21 protein-coding genes are annotated in these 18,647 nt (G+C 60.4%); 14 read left to right on the top strand and 7 right to left on the bottom strand.

The window, feature by feature from the left end:
- Window positions 1-63 precede the first annotated feature (63 nt).
- The 3 genes from ACIOAU_RS17885 to cysN all read left to right on the top strand — a co-directional run bounded on the left by ACIOAU_RS17885 (window position 64) and on the right by cysN (window position 3,825).
- Window positions 64-822: a Nif3-like dinuclear metal center hexameric protein gene (locus ACIOAU_RS17885; protein ID WP_401183667.1), complete on the top strand. Its 759-nt coding sequence runs from the start codon at window positions 64-66 to the stop codon at window positions 820-822.
- A 167-nt stretch (window positions 823-989) separates the two neighbouring features.
- The gene (gene cysD, locus ACIOAU_RS17880) at window positions 990-1,907 is read left to right on the top strand and encodes a sulfate adenylyltransferase subunit CysD (protein WP_101322023.1); all 918 of its coding nucleotides are present in this window, start codon (window positions 990-992) and stop codon (window positions 1,905-1,907) included.
- 16 nt (window positions 1,908-1,923) lie between these two features.
- Entirely contained in the window at window positions 1,924-3,825 is a 1,902-nt protein-coding gene (gene cysN, locus ACIOAU_RS17875) for a sulfate adenylyltransferase subunit CysN (RefSeq protein WP_181107755.1), read from the top strand.
- A 91-nt stretch (window positions 3,826-3,916) separates the two neighbouring features.
- Here cysN and ACIOAU_RS17870 read toward each other — a convergent pair whose 3' ends face one another.
- Entirely contained in the window at window positions 3,917-4,396 is a 480-nt protein-coding gene (locus ACIOAU_RS17870; RefSeq protein ID WP_101322019.1) for an Lrp/AsnC family transcriptional regulator, read from the bottom strand.
- A gap of 127 nt (window positions 4,397-4,523) precedes the next feature.
- Between ACIOAU_RS17870 and ACIOAU_RS17865 the strand changes: the two genes are divergently transcribed.
- Entirely contained in the window at window positions 4,524-5,720 is a 1,197-nt protein-coding gene (locus ACIOAU_RS17865) for a methionine gamma-lyase (RefSeq protein WP_401183662.1), read from the top strand.
- Between the two features lie 184 nt (window positions 5,721-5,904).
- Here ACIOAU_RS17865 and ACIOAU_RS17860 read toward each other — a convergent pair whose 3' ends face one another.
- Window positions 5,905-6,342 (bottom strand): YhcB family protein, encoded by a 438-nt coding sequence (locus ACIOAU_RS17860; RefSeq protein WP_101322017.1) that lies wholly within the window; start codon window positions 6,340-6,342, stop codon window positions 5,905-5,907.
- Between the two features lie 139 nt (window positions 6,343-6,481).
- On the opposite strand from ACIOAU_RS17860, the gene ACIOAU_RS17855 reads away from it, so the two are divergent.
- From ACIOAU_RS17855 to zapE, 3 genes are all read left to right on the top strand, one after another.
- Window positions 6,482-7,117 (top strand): alpha/beta hydrolase, encoded by a 636-nt coding sequence (locus ACIOAU_RS17855; RefSeq protein ID WP_101322016.1) that lies wholly within the window; start codon window positions 6,482-6,484, stop codon window positions 7,115-7,117.
- Between the two features lie 25 nt (window positions 7,118-7,142).
- Window positions 7,143-8,492, top strand: a complete 1,350-nt coding sequence (locus tag ACIOAU_RS17850) for a tryptophan--tRNA ligase (protein WP_101322015.1) — start codon at window positions 7,143-7,145, stop codon at window positions 8,490-8,492.
- A gap of 83 nt (window positions 8,493-8,575) precedes the next feature.
- A complete protein-coding gene (gene zapE, locus ACIOAU_RS17845; RefSeq protein ID WP_101322014.1) occupies window positions 8,576-9,670 on the top strand; it encodes a cell division protein ZapE in 1,095 nt (364 codons plus the stop codon).
- 90 nt (window positions 9,671-9,760) lie between these two features.
- Here zapE and ACIOAU_RS17840 read toward each other — a convergent pair whose 3' ends face one another.
- A complete protein-coding gene (locus ACIOAU_RS17840) occupies window positions 9,761-10,657 on the bottom strand; it encodes a GlxA family transcriptional regulator (RefSeq protein ID WP_178080845.1) in 897 nt (298 codons plus the stop codon).
- Between the two features lie 237 nt (window positions 10,658-10,894).
- The gene (locus ACIOAU_RS17835; RefSeq protein WP_101322012.1) at window positions 10,895-11,935 is read right to left on the bottom strand and encodes an NADP(H)-dependent aldo-keto reductase; all 1,041 of its coding nucleotides are present in this window, start codon (window positions 11,933-11,935) and stop codon (window positions 10,895-10,897) included.
- Window positions 11,936-12,196: 261 nt separating this feature from the next.
- Here ACIOAU_RS17835 and rplM point away from each other — a divergent pair, with 261 nt between their 5' ends.
- The 7 genes from rplM to ACIOAU_RS17800 all read left to right on the top strand — a co-directional run bounded on the left by rplM (window position 12,197) and on the right by ACIOAU_RS17800 (window position 17,062).
- The gene (gene rplM / locus ACIOAU_RS17830; RefSeq protein ID WP_101322011.1) at window positions 12,197-12,625 is read left to right on the top strand and encodes a 50S ribosomal protein L13; all 429 of its coding nucleotides are present in this window, start codon (window positions 12,197-12,199) and stop codon (window positions 12,623-12,625) included.
- Window positions 12,626-12,639: 14 nt separating this feature from the next.
- Window positions 12,640-13,032 carry a 30S ribosomal protein S9 gene (rpsI, locus tag ACIOAU_RS17825; protein ID WP_101322010.1) on the top strand — a complete coding sequence of 131 codons (393 nt, stop codon included), beginning with the start codon at window positions 12,640-12,642 and terminating at the stop codon, window positions 13,030-13,032.
- 262 nt (window positions 13,033-13,294) lie between these two features.
- Window positions 13,295-13,888: a ubiquinol-cytochrome c reductase iron-sulfur subunit gene (gene petA / locus ACIOAU_RS17820; protein WP_101322009.1), complete on the top strand. Its 594-nt coding sequence runs from the start codon at window positions 13,295-13,297 to the stop codon at window positions 13,886-13,888.
- The gene (locus tag ACIOAU_RS17815) at window positions 13,888-15,099 is read left to right on the top strand and encodes a cytochrome bc complex cytochrome b subunit (protein ID WP_101322008.1); all 1,212 of its coding nucleotides are present in this window, start codon (window positions 13,888-13,890) and stop codon (window positions 15,097-15,099) included. Before petA ends, ACIOAU_RS17815 begins: the two co-directional genes overlap by 1 nt.
- Complete coding sequence (locus ACIOAU_RS17810; protein WP_101322007.1) at window positions 15,099-15,878, top strand: cytochrome c1; 780 nt, start codon at window positions 15,099-15,101, stop codon at window positions 15,876-15,878. The genes ACIOAU_RS17815 and ACIOAU_RS17810 overlap by 1 nt, the downstream gene beginning before the upstream one ends.
- Before the next feature lie 118 nt (window positions 15,879-15,996).
- A complete protein-coding gene (locus ACIOAU_RS17805; protein ID WP_101322006.1) occupies window positions 15,997-16,620 on the top strand; it encodes a glutathione S-transferase N-terminal domain-containing protein in 624 nt (207 codons plus the stop codon).
- Between the two features lie 10 nt (window positions 16,621-16,630).
- Window positions 16,631-17,062 carry a ClpXP protease specificity-enhancing factor gene (locus tag ACIOAU_RS17800; protein ID WP_101322005.1) on the top strand — a complete coding sequence of 144 codons (432 nt, stop codon included), beginning with the start codon at window positions 16,631-16,633 and terminating at the stop codon, window positions 17,060-17,062.
- 52 nt (window positions 17,063-17,114) lie between these two features.
- Here ACIOAU_RS17800 and ACIOAU_RS17795 read toward each other — a convergent pair whose 3' ends face one another.
- The 3 genes from ACIOAU_RS17795 to ACIOAU_RS17785 all read right to left on the bottom strand — a co-directional run bounded on the left by ACIOAU_RS17795 (window position 17,115) and on the right by ACIOAU_RS17785 (window position 18,563).
- A complete protein-coding gene (locus tag ACIOAU_RS17795; protein ID WP_101322004.1) occupies window positions 17,115-17,333 on the bottom strand; it encodes a YgdI/YgdR family lipoprotein in 219 nt (72 codons plus the stop codon).
- A gap of 61 nt (window positions 17,334-17,394) precedes the next feature.
- Window positions 17,395-17,973 carry a BON domain-containing protein gene (locus ACIOAU_RS17790; protein ID WP_101322003.1) on the bottom strand — a complete coding sequence of 193 codons (579 nt, stop codon included), beginning with the start codon at window positions 17,971-17,973 and terminating at the stop codon, window positions 17,395-17,397.
- Window positions 17,970-18,563 (bottom strand): phosphoheptose isomerase, encoded by a 594-nt coding sequence (locus ACIOAU_RS17785; protein ID WP_101322002.1) that lies wholly within the window; start codon window positions 18,561-18,563, stop codon window positions 17,970-17,972. The genes ACIOAU_RS17790 and ACIOAU_RS17785 overlap by 4 nt, the downstream gene beginning before the upstream one ends.
- Window positions 18,564-18,647: the final 84 nt, after the last annotated feature.

The raw sequence follows: 18,647 nt of genomic DNA, 5'->3' as shown, positions 1-18,647 counted from the left end.
TCATAATGGCCGCCATTATAGGGCCTTGTGCCCTGCCTACATGCCACTGCGAGGAGATTTTTCATGGCCGTCGCCCTCACCACGCTGGTCACCGAAGCCGAACGCTATCTGAACAGCGCACGGATCCAGGATTACTGCCCCAATGGCCTGCAAGTCGAAGGTCGGCCCCAGGTCAGCCGCATCGTCAGCGGCGTTACCGCAAGCCAGGCATTGCTTGATGCGGCAGTAGAAGCCGAGGCTGATCTGGTGCTGGTGCACCATGGTTACTTCTGGAAAGGCGAAGACCCGTGCATCACCGGCATCAAACAACGTCGCCTGAAGACGCTGCTCAAGCATGACGTCAGCCTGCTGGCGTTCCATCTGCCGCTGGATGTGCACCCCGAGGTTGGTAACAACGTGCAACTGGCGCATCAGTTGGGCATCACCGTCGAAGGCCCCCTGGAGCCAAACAATCCCAAGGTGGTAGGCATGCTCGGCTCGCTCGACGAGCCAGTCTCGGCGCGTGATTTCGCCCGCCGCGTGCAAGAGGTGCTGGGGCGCGAGCCGTTGCTCATCGAAGGCGAGCAACTGGTGCGGCGGATCGGTTGGTGCACCGGCGGCGGTCAGGGCTACATCGACACGGCGATTGCCCAGGGCGTCGACCTGTTCATCAGTGGCGAGGCCTCCGAGCAGACCTTTCACAGCGCCCGCGAAAACGGTATCAGCTTCATCGCTGCCGGCCACCACGCTACCGAGCGCTATGGCGTGCAGGCGCTGGGTGACTATCTGGCCCGGCGCTTTGCCGTCGAGCACCTGTTCATCGACTGCCCGAATCCGATCTGAGCGCCAGATTGCGTGCTCTTACACCTGTTGAAGCCCCAAACCGGCAGTCATATGGTTAGACCGTTTCGATCTAGCCGCCTGCCTAAATAGAAGCAGTCGCTGTGCTAAAGTGGCTCGCTCGAACACGGCCCGCTGGCCGTTCATAAGATCGTTTTACGTGAGTAGCCATGGTCGACAAACTGACGCACTTGAAACAGCTGGAGGCGGAAAGCATCCACATCATCCGCGAGGTGGCCGCCGAGTTCGACAACCCGGTGATGCTCTACTCGATCGGTAAAGACTCTGCCGTGATGCTGCACCTGGCGCGCAAGGCCTTCTTCCCGGGCAAGCTGCCGTTTCCGGTGATGCACGTCGATACCCAGTGGAAATTCCAGGAGATGTACAGCTTCCGCGACAAGATGGTCGAGGAAATGGGCCTGGAGTTGATCACCCACGTCAACCCGGAAGGGGTGGCGCAGGGCATCAACCCATTCACCCATGGCAGCTCCAAGCACACCGACATCATGAAGACCCAGGGCCTCAAGCAGGCACTGGACAAGTACGGCTTCGATGCTGCCTTCGGTGGTGCGCGCCGCGACGAGGAAAAATCCCGGGCCAAGGAGCGGGTCTATTCGTTCCGCGACAGCAAGCACCGCTGGGACCCGAAAAACCAGCGCCCTGAGCTGTGGAACGTCTACAACGGCAAGGTCAACAAAGGCGAGTCGATCCGCGTCTTCCCGCTGTCGAACTGGACCGAGCTGGACATCTGGCAGTACATCTACCTTGAAGGCATCCCGATCGTGCCGCTGTACTTCGCCGCCGAGCGTGAAGTCATCGAGAAGAACGGCACCCTGATCATGATCGACGACGAGCGCATTCTCGAGCACCTCTCCGAGGAAGAGAAAGCCCGGATCGTCAAGAAGAAGGTGCGCTTCCGTACCCTTGGCTGCTACCCGTTGACGGGCGCGGTGGAGTCGGATGCCGACAGCCTGACCGACATCATCCAGGAGATGCTCCTGACGCGCACTTCCGAGCGTCAGGGCCGGGTCATCGACCACGATGGCGCAGGCTCCATGGAAGACAAAAAACGCCAGGGCTACTTCTAATTTTCAGGGTTACTCCATGTCGCATCAATCCGATTTGATCAGCGAAGACATCGTCGCTTATCTGGCTCAGCACGAGCGCAAAGAACTGCTGCGGTTCCTTACCTGCGGCAACGTCGATGACGGCAAGAGCACCCTGATCGGGCGCCTGCTGCACGACTCGAAAATGATCTACGAGGACCACCTCGAGGCCATTACCCGCGACTCGAAAAAGTCCGGCACCACGGGCGAAGAAGTCGACCTGGCATTGCTGGTCGATGGCCTCCAGGCCGAGCGCGAGCAGGGCATCACCATCGATGTCGCCTACCGCTACTTCTCTACTGCCAAGCGCAAGTTCATCATCGCCGACACCCCGGGCCATGAGCAGTACACCCGCAACATGGCCACCGGTGCGTCGACCTGCGACCTGGCGATCATCCTCGTCGATGCCCGCTACGGCGTGCAGACCCAGACCCGTCGGCACAGCTACATCGCCTCGCTGCTGGGCATCAAGCACATCGTCGTTGCGGTCAACAAGATGGACCTCAAAGGCTTCGACGAGCAGCTGTTCGAGTCGATCAAGGCTGATTACCTGAAGTTTGCGCAGGCCATCGACCTGACCCCGAGCAGCCTGCACTTCGTGCCGATGTCGGCGCTCAAGGGCGACAACGTGGTCAATCGCAGCGAGCGTTCGCCGTGGTACAGCGGCCAGACCTTGATGGAAATCCTCGAGACCGTCGAAGTCGCTGCCGACCGCAACTTCACCGACCTGCGTTTCCCGGTGCAGTACGTCAACCGGCCCAACCTGAACTTCCGCGGCTTTGCCGGCACCCTCGCCAGCGGCGTGGTGCACAAGGGCGACGAGATCGTCGTACTGCCGTCGGGCAAGAGCAGCCGGGTCAAATCCATCGTCACCTATGAAGGTGAACTTGAGCACGCCGGCCCAGGCCAGGCCGTGACCCTGACCATGGAAGACGAGATCGACATCTCCCGTGGCGACCTGCTGGTGCATGCCGACAACGTGCCGCCGGTGACCGACCAGTTCGACGCCATGCTCGTGTGGATGGCCGAAGAGCCGATGCTGCCGGGCAAGAAGTACGACATCAAGCGCGCCACCAGCTACGTGCCGGGCTCGATCGCCAGCATCACCCACAGGGTCGATGTGAACACCCTCGACAAGGGCGCGGCCAGTTCGCTGCAGTTGAACGAGATCGGCCGGGTCAAGGTCAGCCTCGACTCCGCCATCGCGCTGGACGGCTACGACAGCAACCGCACTACGGGCGCGTTCATCGTCATTGACCGCCTGACCAACGGCACCGTTGGTGCCGGCATGATCATCGCACCGCCGGTACTGCCGCACGGCAGCACTGGTCAGCATGGCAAGCAGGCCCATGTCACCACCGAAGAGCGCGCTCTGCGCTTTGGTCAGCAGCCAGCCACCGTGCTGTTCAGCGGCCTGTCCGGCGCTGGCAAGAGCACCCTGGCCTACGCCGTGGAGCGCAAGCTGTTCGACATGGGCCGGGCGGTCTACGTGCTCGATGGCCAGAACCTGCGCCATGACCTGAACAAGGGCCTGCCACAGGACCGCGCCGGGCGCACCGAGAACTGGCGTCGCGCCGCGCATGTCGCGCGTCAGTTCAACGAAGCCGGCATGTTGACCCTGGCTGCGTTCGTCGCACCGGATGCCGAAGGCCGCGAACAGGCCAAGGCGCTGATCGGCAAGGAGCGCTTGATCACGGTGTACGTGCAGGCTTCGCCACTGGCGTGCCGCGAGCGTGATCCACAAGGTCTGTATGCCGCTGGTGGCGACAACATTCCGGGTGACAGCTTCCCGTTCGATGTGCCGCTGGATGCAGATCTGGTGATCGATACCCAGAGCAGCAGCGTCGAAGACGGCGTCAAGCAGGTGCTGGAAGTGTTGCGTCAGCGTGGTGCTATCTAAGACCCGTTGAGGTAACTGAAAAACCCCGCTTCGGCGGGGTTTTTTGTTTGTTGCGTGTGCCTGAAGATCGACAAGGGCTGCAGTGGGGCCGTCAAATGTGCTTCTCGGATACCGGAATCACCCGCCGCTCCTTGACTGCCTTGTACGAAAAACTCGAATAGATCTCCTTCACCCCAGGCAGCCGCTGCAGCACCTCGCGGGTAAATTCCCCAAACGATTCCAGATCCCGCGCCAGAATCTCCAGCAAAAAATCGTAGCGTCCGGACACGTTATGGCAAGCGACGATCTCGGGAATTTCCAGCAATCGCCGCTCAAATGCCAAGGCCATCTCTTTGGTATGTGAATCCATCATGATGCTGACGAACGCGGTCACGCCAAAGCCCAAGGCCTTGGGCGAGAGCACTGCCTGATAGCCAGTGATGTAGCCGTTGTCTTCGAGCAGCTTGACCCGCCGCCAGCAGGGCGAAGTGGTCAGGGAAACCCGATCGGCGAGTTCGGAAACCGTGAGGCGGGCGTTGTCCTGCAAGGCGCCGAGCAGGGCGCGATCGGTGCGGTCAAGGGTCGTAGGCATGGCTTGCCCTTCCAGAGAGTCAATTGTTGTTTTTATGCCCGCAGACGCCGATTTTGCTGGGCGACTTTGGAAAAATCCCGGTGGTTCGTTGGCATAAGCTTATAACAAACCACAAGAGGCTGTAGCCATGGACGTTGCCAAGCGCCAATCCGGATTCTCCACCCGAGCCATTCACCACGGCTACGATCCGATCGCCCATGGCGGGGCGCTGGTGCCGCCGATTTACCAGACGGCTACCTATGCCTTCCCCACGGTCGAATATGGCGCAGCGTGCTTTGCCGGGGAGCAGCAGGGGCATTTCTATAGCCGTATTTCCAACCCTACCCTGGACTTGCTGGAACAGCGCATCGCCTCACTGGAAGGCGCTGAGGCAGGGCTGGCGCTTGCCTCAGGTATGGGCGCGATCACCGCCACCCTGTGGACCTTGCTGCGCCCTGGCGATGAGCTGATTGTCGGCCAGACGCTCTATGGCTGCACCTTTGCCTTCCTGCACCACGGTATCGGCGAGTTCGGCGTCAAGATCCGGCACGTCGACCTCAACGACGCGCAGGCGCTGGCCGCTGCGATCAACGACAAAACTCGCATGATCTATTTCGAGTCGCCCGCCAACCCCACTCTGGAACTGGTCGATATTGCCGCCGTAGCGCAGGCCGTGCACGGTCGTGATATCCATGTGGTGGTCGACAATACCTTCTGTACACCTTACCTGCAGCGGCCGCTGGAGCTTGGCGCGGACCTGGTCGTGCACTCGGCAACCAAATACCTGAGTGGCCATGGCGACATCACTGCCGGGCTGGTGGCGGGGCGCAAGGCGTTGATTGACCGTGTTCGTCTGCAAGGTCTGAAAGACATGACTGGCGCGGTGCTGTCGCCGCACGATGCGTCACTGCTGATGCGCGGAATCAAGACGCTTGGCCTGCGCATGGATCGGCATTGCGCCAATGCGGCGCAGGTGGCTGCGTTTCTGCAGGGCCAGCAGCAGGTCGAGTTGCTGCATTATCCCGGCCTGGCGAGCTTCGCCCAGTACCCGCTGGCGCAGCGGCAGATGCGCTTGCCCGGCGGCATGATCGCCTTCGAACTCAAGGGTGGTATCGAAGCCGGTCGGCGCTTCATGAATGCCCTGCTGCTGTTCAGCCGCGCGGTCAGCCTGGGTGATGCCGAGTCACTGGCCCAGCATCCAGCGAGTATGACCCACTCCAGCTACACCCCTGAAGAACGTGCGCAGCACGGCATAGGCGAGGGGTTGGTGCGGTTGTCGGTGGGGCTTGAGGATATCGAGGACCTGCTGGCTGATATCGAGCAGGCATTGCGCGCCAGCGTTTGAGCGGGCTCAGGCTTCGCTCATGAATCGAAAAGGGGCCGCTTTGCGGCCCTTCGCGGGTGAACCCGCTCCCACAGGTTAAGGCGGCGCTGCAAAAACCTGTGGGAGCGGGTTCACCCGCGAAGGGCTGCAAAGCAGCCCCAACATCAGCAATAAAACCTTGAAGAACCAGTGCTTACAGCTCGGATCAGCGCTTGAGGCCGTAGCTCTCGTCGAGCATCCCCGGCGAGTTAGGCGTCTTGGGCGCGTAGTCACGCGGCACTTCGGCGGTGTCTTTCGGCGGCGTCAGGCGATCGCGATGGCTTTGCGCAGCCTCCGAATGCAGCGCTGCCAGCAGACGCTGACGGGTCAGCTCGTCCAGGGCCAGGCGGTTGGCACCGTCGGCCAGGTGATCCTGCACGTCCTGGTAGCTCTGGGTCAGGCGTTGAACCAGGGCTGCGGTGCTGTTGAAGTGGGTGACCACTTCACTTTGATAACTGTCGAAACGTTGCTGGATATCATCCAGTTGACGCTGTGTGCTGCTGGGCGCTGCGTTGGGCAGCAGGCGGGCCACGACGAAGCCGACGACTACGCCGACGACCAGGGCCAGGGTCGGCAACAACCAAACAAGGAGCGAGAGTTCCACGAGTCCTTCCTCTATAAACGGCTTTGCTTTACGTTAACGGCTCAGACCTGCGCTGTATACCGCGAACGATCGCAAATATTTCAGAACAGAATTCATCAGCTAGACGAGTCGACCCCTTCCGAGGTCACGGAGTAGTGCTTTGCTTATCCGCGAAACCCCCTTGTTCATCGATGGCCCATGCGGCCAACTGGAAGCCTTGCAGCTGGAAGTGGCCGAGCCGCGTGGCGTAGTGCTGATCTGCCACCCTAATCCGGTGCAGGGCGGCACCATGCTCAACAAGGTGGTCTCGACCCTGCAACGCACTGCTCGCGATGCTGGCTACAACACGCTGCGCTTCAATTACCGCGGCGTCGGCCAAAGCGCTGGCAGCCATGACATGGGCGCGGGTGAAGTGGCTGATGCCGAGGCCGTCGCCGCCTGGGTGCGGACCAGCTATCCCGAGCTGCCGCTGGTGCTGATGGGCTTCTCGTTTGGCGGTTTCGTTGCCGCGAGTCTTGCCGGGCGTCTGGAAAGCCAGGGCGCAACGCTGCAGCAGCTGTTCATGATCGCACCTGCTGTGATGCGTTTGAATGACGACTTCCCGCTGCCGCAGGTTTGCCCGTTGACCGTCATCCAGCCAGACAGCGACGAAGTCGTCGATCCTCAGCTGGTTTACGAATGGTCCGACAGCCTGTCGCGCCCCCATGAGCTGCTGAAAGTGGCAGAATGCGGACACTTTTTCCATGGCAAGCTGACCGATCTGAAGGATCTGGTGCTGCCGCGCCTCTCGAACTGAGCCAAGCCTGATCAAGCGATTACCCATGACTACGCGCATTCTTACCGGTATCACCACCACCGGCACCCCGCACCTGGGCAACTACGCCGGCGCCATTCGCCCGGCCATCCTTGCCAGCCAGCAGCCCGGTGCCGACTCGTTCTACTTCCTGGCCGACTATCACGCGCTGATCAAGTGCGATGACCCGCTGCGCATCCAGCGTTCGCGCCTGGAGATCGCCGCCACCTGGCTGGCGGGCGGGCTCGACCCGGACAAAGTCACCTTCTACCGTCAGTCCGACATCCCCGAGATCCCTGAGCTGACCTGGCTGCTGACCTGCGTTGCCGGCAAGGGCCTGCTCAACCGCGCCCACGCCTACAAGGCGTCGGTAGACAAGAACCTGGAAAACGGCGAAGACCCGGATGCCGGCGTGACCATGGGCCTGTTCAGCTACCCGGTGCTGATGGCGGCGGACATTCTCATGTTCAACGCGCACAAGGTGCCGGTTGGCCGTGACCAGATCCAGCACGTGGAAATGGCCCGTGACATTGGCCAGCGCTTCAACCACCTGTTCGGCCAGGGCAAGGAGTTCTTTGCCATGCCTGAGGCGGTGATCGAAGAAAGCGTGGCGACCCTGCCGGGTCTGGATGGGCGCAAGATGTCCAAAAGCTACGACAACACCATCCCGTTGTTCGCCAGCGCCAAGGACATGAAAGACGCCATCTCGCGCATCGTCACCGACTCCCGTGCACCCGGCGAAGCGAAAGACCCGGACAGCTCGCACCTGTTCACCCTGTACCAAGCGTTCGCTACCCCGGCGCAATCGGCAGAGCTGCATGAAGCACTGCTGCAAGGGCTGGGCTGGGGCGAGGCCAAGCAGCGCCTGTTCCAGCTGCTGGACGGCCAACTGGCCGCGCCACGCGAGCATTACCATCAGCTGATCGCACGTCCTGCTGACCTTGAAGACATCCTTTTGGCCGGCGCGGCCAAGGCGCGCAAGAGCGCGACGCCGTTCCTTGAACAACTGCGCGAAGCGGTCGGCCTGCGCTCGTTCCGCAGCAGTGTCCAGGCCAGCACCGACGTGAAGAAAAAGGCCGCCAAGAGCGCCCGCTTTGTCAGCTTCCGTGATGAAGACGGCAGCTTCCGCTTCCGCCTGCTGGCCGCCGATGGCGAGCAATTGCTGCTGTCGCGCAGCTTCGCCGACGGCAAGAGCGCCGGTGCGGTGAGCAAGCAACTGCAGCAGGGTGGTGAAGCCGATGTACGCGTCGACGGCCTGAGCTTTGCCCTGTGGCTGAACGGTGAGCAGGTCGCGGAAGGCCCGCAGTTTGCCGATGCATCAGCGCGCGACGCTGCCGTGCAAGCCCTGCACGCAGCGCTCCAGCCACAAGCCGACTGAGGCATTTCGCCGCAAGTCTGATTGCCATTATGCGGGCCCGTCGCTACAGTGACGGCCCGCTTTTGTTACCTCGCCAGCGAATTATGACGCCTTTAGAACGATATCAAGCAGATCTCAAACGTCCCGATTTCTTCCATGATGCGGCGCAGGAAACAGCGGTGCGTCATCTGCAGCGTCTGTACGACGACCTGGTCGCGGCGCAGAACAACAAGCCCGGCGTGCTCGGCAAGCTGTTCGGCAAGAAGGACCAGGCCCCGGTCAAGGGCTTGTACTTCTGGGGTGGGGTAGGGCGCGGCAAGACCTATCTGGTCGACACCTTCTATGAGGCGCTGCCGTTCGAACAGAAGATGCGCACGCACTTCCACCGCTTCATGAAGCGCGTGCACGAAGAAATGCGCACGCTCAAGGGCGAGAAGAACCCGCTGACGGTGATCGCCAAGCGCTTCTCCAACGAAGCCCGGGTCATCTGTTTCGATGAGTTCTTCGTCTCTGACATTACCGATGCGATGATCCTCGGCACCTTGATGGAAGAGCTGTTCAAGAACGGCGTATCACTGGTCGCGACCTCCAACATCGTGCCTGACGGCCTGTACAAGGATGGCTTGCAGCGTGCGCGCTTCCTGCCAGCCATCGCCATGATCAAGCAGTACACCGATGTGGTGAACGTCGACAGCGGCGTCGACTATCGTCTGCGCCACCTCGAGCAGGCCGAACTGTTCCACTTCCCGCTCGACGCCGCTGCGCACGAGAGCCTGCGCCAGAGCTTCAAGGCGCTGACCCCGGAGTGCACGCAGGCGGTCGAGAACGACGTGCTGATGATCGAGAATCGCGAGATTCACGCCCTGCGTACCTGTGACGATGTCGCCTGGTTCGACTTCCGCGCCTTGTGCGACGGGCCGCGCAGCCAGAACGACTACATCGAGCTGGGCAAGATCTTCCATGCCGTGCTGCTGAGCAATGTCGAGCAGATGGGTGTGGCTACCGACGATATCGCCCGGCGCTTCATCAACATGGTCGATGAATTTTACGACCGTAACGTCAAGCTCATCATTTCAGCTGAGGTTGAGTTGAAGGATCTGTACACCGGCGGGCGGCTGAGCTTCGAGTTCCAGCGTACGCTGAGCCGTTTGCTGGAGATGCAGTCGCACGAGTTTCTGGCGCGAGCGCATAAGCCTTAATTCGGTGTAGTTGGGGCCGCTTTGCGGGTGAACCCGCTCCTGTGGGAGCGGGTTCACCCGCGAAGGGCTGCAAGGCAGCCCCAATGTGGCTCACGCTTCCTGCATGAACTGCTGCCGATACTGGTTCGGCGACAGCTCGGTATGCTGGCGGAACAAGCGGGCAAAGAAGCTCGCATCGTCGTAGCCCACCTCATAACTGATGGTCTTGATGCTCTTGCGGGTACTCGACAGCAAGCCCTTGGCGGTTTCGATGCGTAGCCGTTGCAGATAGTGCAGGGGCTTGTCGCCGGTAGCCGTCTGGAACCGGCGCATGAAATTGCGAATGCTCATGCCATGGTTGCGGGCGACGTCTTCAAAGCGGAATTTGTCCGCGAAATGCTCTTCAAGCCAGTGCTGAATCTGCAGGATGATCAGGTCCTGATGCAGCTTCTGCCCACCAAAACCCATACGCCCTGGGGTGTAGTTGCGTTGCACTTCATAGAGGATGTCGCGGGCTACCGCGCGGGCGACATTGGCCCCGCAGAAGCGCTCGATCAGGTAAATGTACAGGTCGCAGGCCGAGGTCGCGCCGCCCGCGCAGTACAGGTTGTCGGCATCGGTCAGGTGCTTGTCCTGGTTCAGCCGCACAGCCGGGAAGCGCTCGGCGAAGTCAGTGAAGAAGCGCCAGTAGGTGGTCGCCTCCTTGCCATCGAGCAAGCCCGCTTCGGCCAGCCAGTACACGCCGCTGGCTTCGCCACAGAGCACCGCGCCACGCGCATGCTGCTCGCGTAGCCATGGCAAGACCTGCGGATAACGCTGCTGGAGGTTGTCGAAGTCATCCCAGAACGCCGGCAGGATGATCACATCGGCATCGCCCAGGCCGCCGTCTACCGGCACCTGCACGTTGCTGAAGCTGTCCACCGGTGCAGCGTCGGGGCTGACCAGGCAGATTTCGAACATCGGTTGCAGGCCCAGGCCCATTTGCTTGCCGTAGCGCAGGCTGGCCAGGTGGAAGAAATCCTTGGCCTGCATCAGGGTCGAGGCGAACACATTATCGACGGCCAGAATGCTGACGCGCCGCAATGAAGCGGTGGGTTGGGTAAAGATCATTGTCATTGTTCTTATTAGGGTAGAGTGGTCAATCACCGGCTGGATCGTCTTATTTTTTGGCGATTGTGTCTACCCCGTCCCGATCCAGCTGCCTGCGGCAGCGGGCTGACCCGCTGCCGCTTTGTTACGGCTGAATCACGGCGCCGGGTTTGGCTGATCCTGGTGGACCGCTTCGATGGCTGCCAGCAGCTCATCGCTCAAGTTCAGGTCGGCGCTGGCGAGGTTGCTTTCCAGTTGTTCAAGGCTGGTCGCACCGATGATATTGCTGGTCACGAACGGCTGGCGGGTGACGAACGCCAGGGCCATCTGGGCCGGGTCCAGGCCATGCTCGCGGGCTATCTGCACGTAACGGCTGCAGGCGGCCACGGTCTGCGGGTTGGAGTAGCGGGCAAAGCGGTTGAACAGCGTCAACCGCGCGCCTTCAGGTCTGGCGCCGTTTTCATACTTGCCGGCAAGCATGCCGAATGCCAGCGGCGAGTAGGCCAGCAGCCCGCATTGCTCGCGGATCGCCACTTCGGCCAGGCCGATCTCGAAGCTGCGGTTGAGCAGGTTGTAGGGGTTCTGGATCGATACTGCCCGCGGCCAACCGCGGCTCTCGGCCAGCTGCAGGAACTTCATCGTGCCCCATGGCGTTTCATTGGACAGGCCAATGTGACGGATCTTGCCGGCACGAACCTGCTCGTCGAGCACCTCAAGGGTTTCTTCCAGTGGCGTGAAGTGGTCCTGCGGCAGGTGCTGATAGCCGAGCTTGCCGAAGAAGTTGGTGCTGCGCTCCGGCCAGTGCAGCTGATACAGGTCGATGTGATCGGTCTGCAGGCGCTCAAGGCTTGCGTCCAGCGCGGCAACGATGTGCTGGCGATTGTGCTTGAGCTGGCCGTCGCGGATGTGGCTGATGCCGTTGCCCGGGCCGGCAACCTTGCTCGCCAGAGTCCACTGGTCGCGATCGCCGTTGGCCTTGAACCAGTTACCGATGATTCGTTCGGTGGCGGCGTAGGTCTCCGGGCGCGGCGGCACCGGGTACATTTCGGCGGTATCGATGAAGTTGATTCCGCCGGCCTTGGCCCGGGCGATCTGGGCGAAAGCCTGGTCCTGATCGTTCTGCTCGCCCCAGGTCATGGTGCCCAGGCACAGGGCGCTGACGTTGAGGTCGGTACGGCCGAGCTTGCGGTATTCCATCTGGAAGCTTCTCTCTGGCGAAAAAGACCATAAAAGCAGGTTGAATTTTTTTCTGCAATCTGGATAATCCTGCCCCTCTCCGTTTTGCGGAAGTGATGCACTGCATTACGAGAGAAACCCGCCGGATATTGGACGTGCCCGACCCGAGCCCCCAATAGCGTCCGTATTCGGCTGCGTGCTTGCTTGTCAAGTTGCGCACTATCCAGTAAGATTCGCCGTCTATTTTTTATTGCTTGGGCGGCCTCTGAGGCTTTAGAGATAATGAAAACTTTTACTGCTAAACCAGAAACAGTTACGCGCGACTGGTTCGTCGTCGACGCCGCTGGTCAGACCCTGGGTCGTCTGGCTACCGAAATCGCTCTTCGTCTGCGTGGCAAGCACAAAGCTGAATACACCCCTCACGTTGACACCGGCGACTACATCGTCGTAATCAACGCCGAGCAGGTACGTGTCACTGGTGCTAAAACTACTGACAAAATGTACTACTCCCACTCCGGCTTCCCAGGTGGCATCAAGGAAATCAGCTTCGACAAGCTGATCGCCAAGGCCCCTGAGCGTATCATCGAGACCGCGGTCAAGGGCATGCTGCCTAAGAACCCGCTGGGTCGCGACATGTACCGCAAGCTGAAAGTGTACGCGGGCGCTGTTCACCCACACACTGCTCAGCAGCCTCAAGAACTGAAGATCTAACGGGATAGTTCATTATGTCGGCGACTCAAAATTACGGCACTGGCCGTCGCAAGACCGCAACCGCTCGCGTTTTCCTGCGTCCAGGTACCGGTAACATCTCCATCAACAACCGTCCTCTGGACACTTTCTTCGGTCGCGAAACCGCTCGCATGGTTGTTCGTCAACCCCTCGAGCTGACCGAGAACGTTGCCAAGTTCGACATCTACGTCACCGTTTCCGGTGGTGGTGTCAGCGGTCAAGCCGGTGCGATCCGTCATGGTATCACCCGCGCTCTGATGGCCTACGACGAAGCCCTGCGCCCTGCTCTGCGTCGCGCTGGCTACGTAACCCGCGATGCTCGTGAAGTCGAGCGTAAGAAAGTGGGTCTGCGTAAAGCACGTAAGCGTCCTCAGTACTCCAAGCGTTAATTTCGCTTCGGCAGTCGAAAGAAGCCCGGTTCCTTGGAACCGGGCTTTTTTTTTGCCTTGAACTAACCTGTCAGCATGTCCGTGGCAAGTCGCCTTATAGACGCAGATCAAGCAAAGCGTGGGTTGTAGCCCGGCCGGGGCTAATCACCTTGTCAGTGTGTGGATTTGTTTCTTACCATGGCGACCAAAATTTAGTGCCACAGACATTCACAAAATACAGGCCTGGTTCAACAGGCCAGAGCAGCTGATGGGAGAGGACTGAATGAGTAATGACGGCGTCAACGCAGGCCGGCGCCGCTTCCTCGTAGCCGCCACGTCCGTGGTGGGTGCAGCGGGGGCTGTGGGGGCTGCGGTACCGTTCGTGGGGTCATGGTTTCCCAGTGCCAAGGCGAAAGCCGCCGGTGCACCGGTGAAGGTCAATATTGCCAAGATTGAACCCGGCCAGCAGATGGTTGCTGAGTGGCGCGGGCAGCCAGTATTCATCGTGCGACGCACAGAAGAGATCCTCGGCAATCTCAAGAAAATCGTCGGCGAGCTCGCTGATCCGGAATCGCAGGCCTCGGTGCAGCCGACTTACGTCGACCCAGAGGTGCGCTCGATCAAGCCGGAAATCCTCCTGCTGGTTGGCCTGTGCACCCACCTGGGCTGCTCGCCGACCTTCCGTCCTGAAGTGGCGCCGGTCGATCTGGGGCCCAAGTGGGTCGGTGGCTATTTCTGCCCCTGCCACGGCTCTCACTACGACCTCGCTGGCCGCGTCTACAAGTCCCAGCCGGCACCTCTCAACCTGCCAGTGCCTCCGCACTCATACGAGACGGACGACATCATCGTCATCGGCGTCGATCAGGAGAACGCATGATGAGCAAGTTCATGGACTGGATCGATGCGCGCTTCCCCGCGACCAAGATGTGGGAAGAGCATCTGAGCAAATACTACGCGCCGAAGAACTTCAACTTCCTGTACTTCTTTGGCTCGCTGGCGTTGCTGGTGCTGGTCAACCAGATTGTTACCGGCGTCTGGCTGACCATGAGTTTCACCCCTTCGGCCGAAGAGGCGTTCGCCTCGGTCGAGTACATCATGCGCGATGTCGAGTACGGCTGGATCCTGCGCTACCTGCACTCCACCGGCGCCTCGGCGTTCTTCATCGTGGTCTACCTGCACATGTTCCGCGGGCTGCTCTACGGCTCTTATCAGAAGCCGCGTGAGCTGGTCTGGCTGTTCGGCATGCTGATCTATCTGGCGCTGATGGCTGAAGCGTTCATGGGCTATCTGCTGCCTTGGGGCCAGATGTCGTATTGGGGGGCGCAGGTAATCATCTCGCTGTTCGGCGCCATCCCGGTGATCGGCGATGACCTGACCCAGTGGATTCGCGGCGACTACCTGATCTCGGGGATTACCCTGAACCGCTTCTTCGCCTTGCATGTGGTGGCCTTGCCGATCGTCATTCTCGGCCTGGTGGTGCTGCATATCCTGGCGCTGCACGAAGTCGGCTCGAACAACCCTGACGGCGTCGACATCAAGAAGCACAAGGACGAAAACGGCATCCCCCTCGACGGTATCCCGTTCCACCCGTACTACACCGTCAAGGATATCGTCGGCGTGGTGGTGTTCCTCTTCGTGTTCTGTTCGGTGGTGTTCTTCTTCCCGGAAATGGGCGGCTACTTCCTCGAAAAACCAAACTTCGAGCAAGCCAACGCCTTCAAGACACCCGAGCACATTGCTCCGGTGTGGTACTTCACACCGTTCTACGCGATCCTGCGCGCGGTGCCCGACAAACTGTTCGGCGTGATCGCCATGGGCGCCGCCATTGCCGTGTTGTTCGTGTTGCCCTGGCTTGACCGCAGCCCGGTACGTTCCATGCGCTACAAGGGCTGGCTGAGCAAGATCTGGCTGCTGGTGTTCTGCGTCAGCTTCGTGATTCTCGGTGTGCTGGGTGTGTTGGCGCCTACTCCGGGGCGGACCCTGCTGTCGCAGGTCTGTACCGTGCTGTATTTCGCCTACTTCCTGCTGATGCCGTTCTACACAAGGCTGGAGAAGACCAAAGCGGTTCCGGAAAGGGTGACTGGCTGATGAAAAAGCTTATTGCAGTACTGTTCCTGGCAGTGATGCCTGCCTTGTCCTTTGCCGCGGAACACGGCCTGGAGCTGGACAAGGTCGATATCGACCTGAGTGACAAAGCCGCCATGCAGGATGGTGCGCGGACCTTTGCCAACTATTGCATGGGCTGCCATAGCGCCAAGTTCCAGCGCTATGAGCGGGTCGCTGATGACCTGGGTATCCCCCATGAGCTGATGCTGGAAAACCTGGTGTTCACCGGTGCCAAGATCGGCGACCACATGCAGATCGGCATGCAGCCGGCTGATGCCAAGACCTGGTTTGGCGCTGCGCCGCCAGACCTGACCCTGGTTGCGCGGGTGCGTGGTACCGATTGGCTGTACTCGTACCTGCGTAGCTTCTATGAGGACAAGTCGCGGCCATACGGGGTCAACAACAAGGTCTTCCCCAACGTCGGCATGCCTAACGTGCTGGTTGGCCTGCAGGGTAATCAGGTGATTGGCTGCAAGCAGGTGCAGAGCGTCGTCGACGGCAAGAAGCAATATGACCCGTTGACGGGCAGCCCATTGACCCATGAAGCATGTGATCAGCTGACCATCGAGCCGAAATCCGGTACCCTGACGCCCGAGCAGTTCGACGAGAAGGTCAAGAACCTGGTGACCTTCCTGGCCTATTCGGCCAACCCGGTCAAACTGGAGAGCCAGCGCATCGGTACCTATGTGTTGCTGTACCTGGCTTTCTTCTTCGTGTTCGCCTACTTGCTCAAGCGCGAATACTGGAAGGACGTGCACTGATCACGCAGTAGTTTCTGGTTAGTTGAACGCGCCCTGAGGCGCCCCGTGCAACTGCATTGGGCCCCTCAGGGCGCGTTTGCATTTGTGTTTTACAAGCATCCCCACGAGGAGGCGCTGCATGGGCGTAACCAACAGGTTAGCCTGCTATTCCGATCCCGCTGATCATTACTCGCACCGGGTCCGCCTGGTGCTCGCCGAAAAGGGCGTCAGCGTGCAGATCATCGACGTCGATCCTGGGCGTGTGCCACCCAAGCTGGTTGAAGTGAACCCTTACGCCAGTGTGCCAACCCTGGTTGATCGCGATCTGGCGCTGTACGAGTCGACCGTGGTCATGGAATACCTCGATGAGCGCTATCCGCACCCGCCACTGCTGCCGGTGTATCCGGTCGCACGCGGCAACAGCCGCCTGCTGGTGCACCGCATCCAGCGCGACTGGTGCTCGCTGGCCGACGTGCTGCTCGACAAGCGCAGCACCGAGGCTGCGCAGGCAAAGGCGCGCAAGGAACTGCGCGAGAGCCTGACCGGGGTTGCGCCATTGTTTGCCGAGATGGCCTGCTTCATGAGTGATGAGCAAAGCCTGGTCGATTGTTGTCTACTGCCCATACTCTGGCGTTTGCCGGTGATGGGTATCGAACTGCCGCGGCAAGCCAAGCCGCTGCTTGATTATATGGAGCGACAGTTCGCCCGCGAGCCATTCCAGGCGAGCCTGTCTGCTGCTGAACGTGAAATGCGCAAGCTTTAAGGAGCCGTTGATGAACTCCAGTCGCCCCTATCTGGTTAGAGCACTGTACGAGTGGATCGTCGACAACGATTGCACGCCCCATATGCTGGTCAATGCCGAGTTTCCGGCAGTCCAGGTGCCCCAGGGCTTCGCCAGTGATGGTCAGATTGTCCTGAACGTGTCGCCCAGTGCGGTGCGCAGCCTGCACATGGATAACGACGCAGTGAGCTTTGAAGGCCGCTTCGGCGGCGTCGCGCATTCGTTGTTCGTGCCCACTGGTGCGATCCTGGGCATCTACGCCCGCGAGAACGGTCAGGGCATGGTGTTCGAGCTTGAGCCTTCGCTGCTGGATGATGAAGAGCTTGAGGATGAAGTTGACGAGCCGGATAACGACGGCCCGCCCGAAGGTGGTGGCCAGCCGCCGCGTCCTAGCGGACGACCGAGTCTGAAGGTGGTCAAGTAACGAAAAAGGCGATCCGAGAGGATCGCCTTTTTCGTAAGCGTTGGATCAGCAATTACAGGTCGGTAATGGTACGAACCTGATCCTTGTTGATGCGCGTGCGCTTGCCGTCCAGCTGTTCGAATTCATAGAAGCCAGAGGCGCGATCGAAGTGGGGCTGGTCCAATGCCTGCAGCTCACGGCCATCATTCAGGGTGATGATGCTCGGGCTGGAGCAGCCAGCCAGGGATGCGCAGGCGCCGATCAGCAGCGCGGGCAGCAGAAACTTGGTCATGGAGTATTTCCTGGATCGGGTGAGGAGGGCGGGAGGACGCAGCCCTCCCGCCGGGTGCGACTTAGTCGATGTATTCGAACAGTTTGACGATTTTCTGCACGCCGGAAACGCTTTGCACCACGCTGGTCGCGGCGTTGGCTTCGCCCTGGGTAACCAGGCCGAGCAGGTAGACGATACCGTTTTCGGTGATGACCTTGATGCGCGAGCCAGGCACATTGGCGTCGCCAAGCATCTGCGCCTTGATCTTGGTGGTCAGCCAGGCGTCGTTGTTGCGCGCCAGAATCGAAGACGGCTGCATCACCTGGATTTCGTTATGCACCTTCTTGACCCGTTGCACCTGGCCGGCGGTCTGCTCGGCGAGGCTTTTGAGGTCGGCACGCGGGGTTTGCCCGGCCAGCAGGACAACGCCGTTATAGCTGCTGACAACGATGTGCGAGCCTTTGTCCAGGTCAGGGTTGGCCTTGGCGATGTTGACCGAGACCTTGGTTTCGATCAGTGAATCGTCAATCTTGCTGCCGATGGTGCGGGTGCCGCGATCGTCCTCGATAGGATTGTCGCGGGTAGAGGTCAATACCGAACTGCAGCCGGAGAGGCTCAGGCACAGAGTCAGGGCCATCAGGCCAAAACGCTTGGGGATCATTCTTCACTCCCGAACAGTTGGCTGTCGATCAGATCACACAGGCAGTGGATCGCCAGCAGGTGGACTTCCTGGATCCGCGCAGTCACGTTCGACGGTACGCGAATCTCGACATCTTCGGGCAGCAGCAGCGAGGCCATGCCACCGCCGTCGCGCCCGGTCATTGCTACGACAATCATTTCACGATCATGTGCGGCCTGGATCGCTTGAATCACGTTCGCCGAGTTACCGCTGGTAGAGATCGCCAGCAGCACGTCGCCGGGCTGGCCGAGGGCGCGGATCTGCTTGGAGAACACTTCGTTGTAGCTGTAATCGTTGGCAATCGAGGTGATCGTCGAGCTGTCGGTGGTCAGCGCGATCGCCGGCAAGCTCGGGCGCTCACGCTCGAAACGGTTGAGCAACTCGGACGAGAAATGCTGAGCATCGCCGGCTGAGCCGCCGTTGCCGCAGGCGAGCATCTTGCCCTCATTGAGCATGGCATTGACCATGACCAGGCTGGCCTGCTCGATATGCGGCGCCAACATGTCCATTGCCTGTTGCTTGGTGTCGATGCTGGCCTGAAACAGCCGGCGAATTCGGGATTGCATGTCCATCTGGTGTGACCTTAAGAGGGGCGGTGGCCCGCGCGACGCGCAACAGGGACCAGCCCGCGAAACATAGAGCAAAAAATTCGCAGT

The organism is Pseudomonas sp. NPDC088322 (assembly GCF_044740745.1).
Lineage (GTDB): Bacteria > Pseudomonadota > Gammaproteobacteria > Pseudomonadales > Pseudomonadaceae > Aquipseudomonas > Aquipseudomonas shirazensis.
The sequence above is the reverse complement of the archived record's forward strand: the minus strand, read 5'-3'. Positions and strand labels throughout refer to the sequence as shown.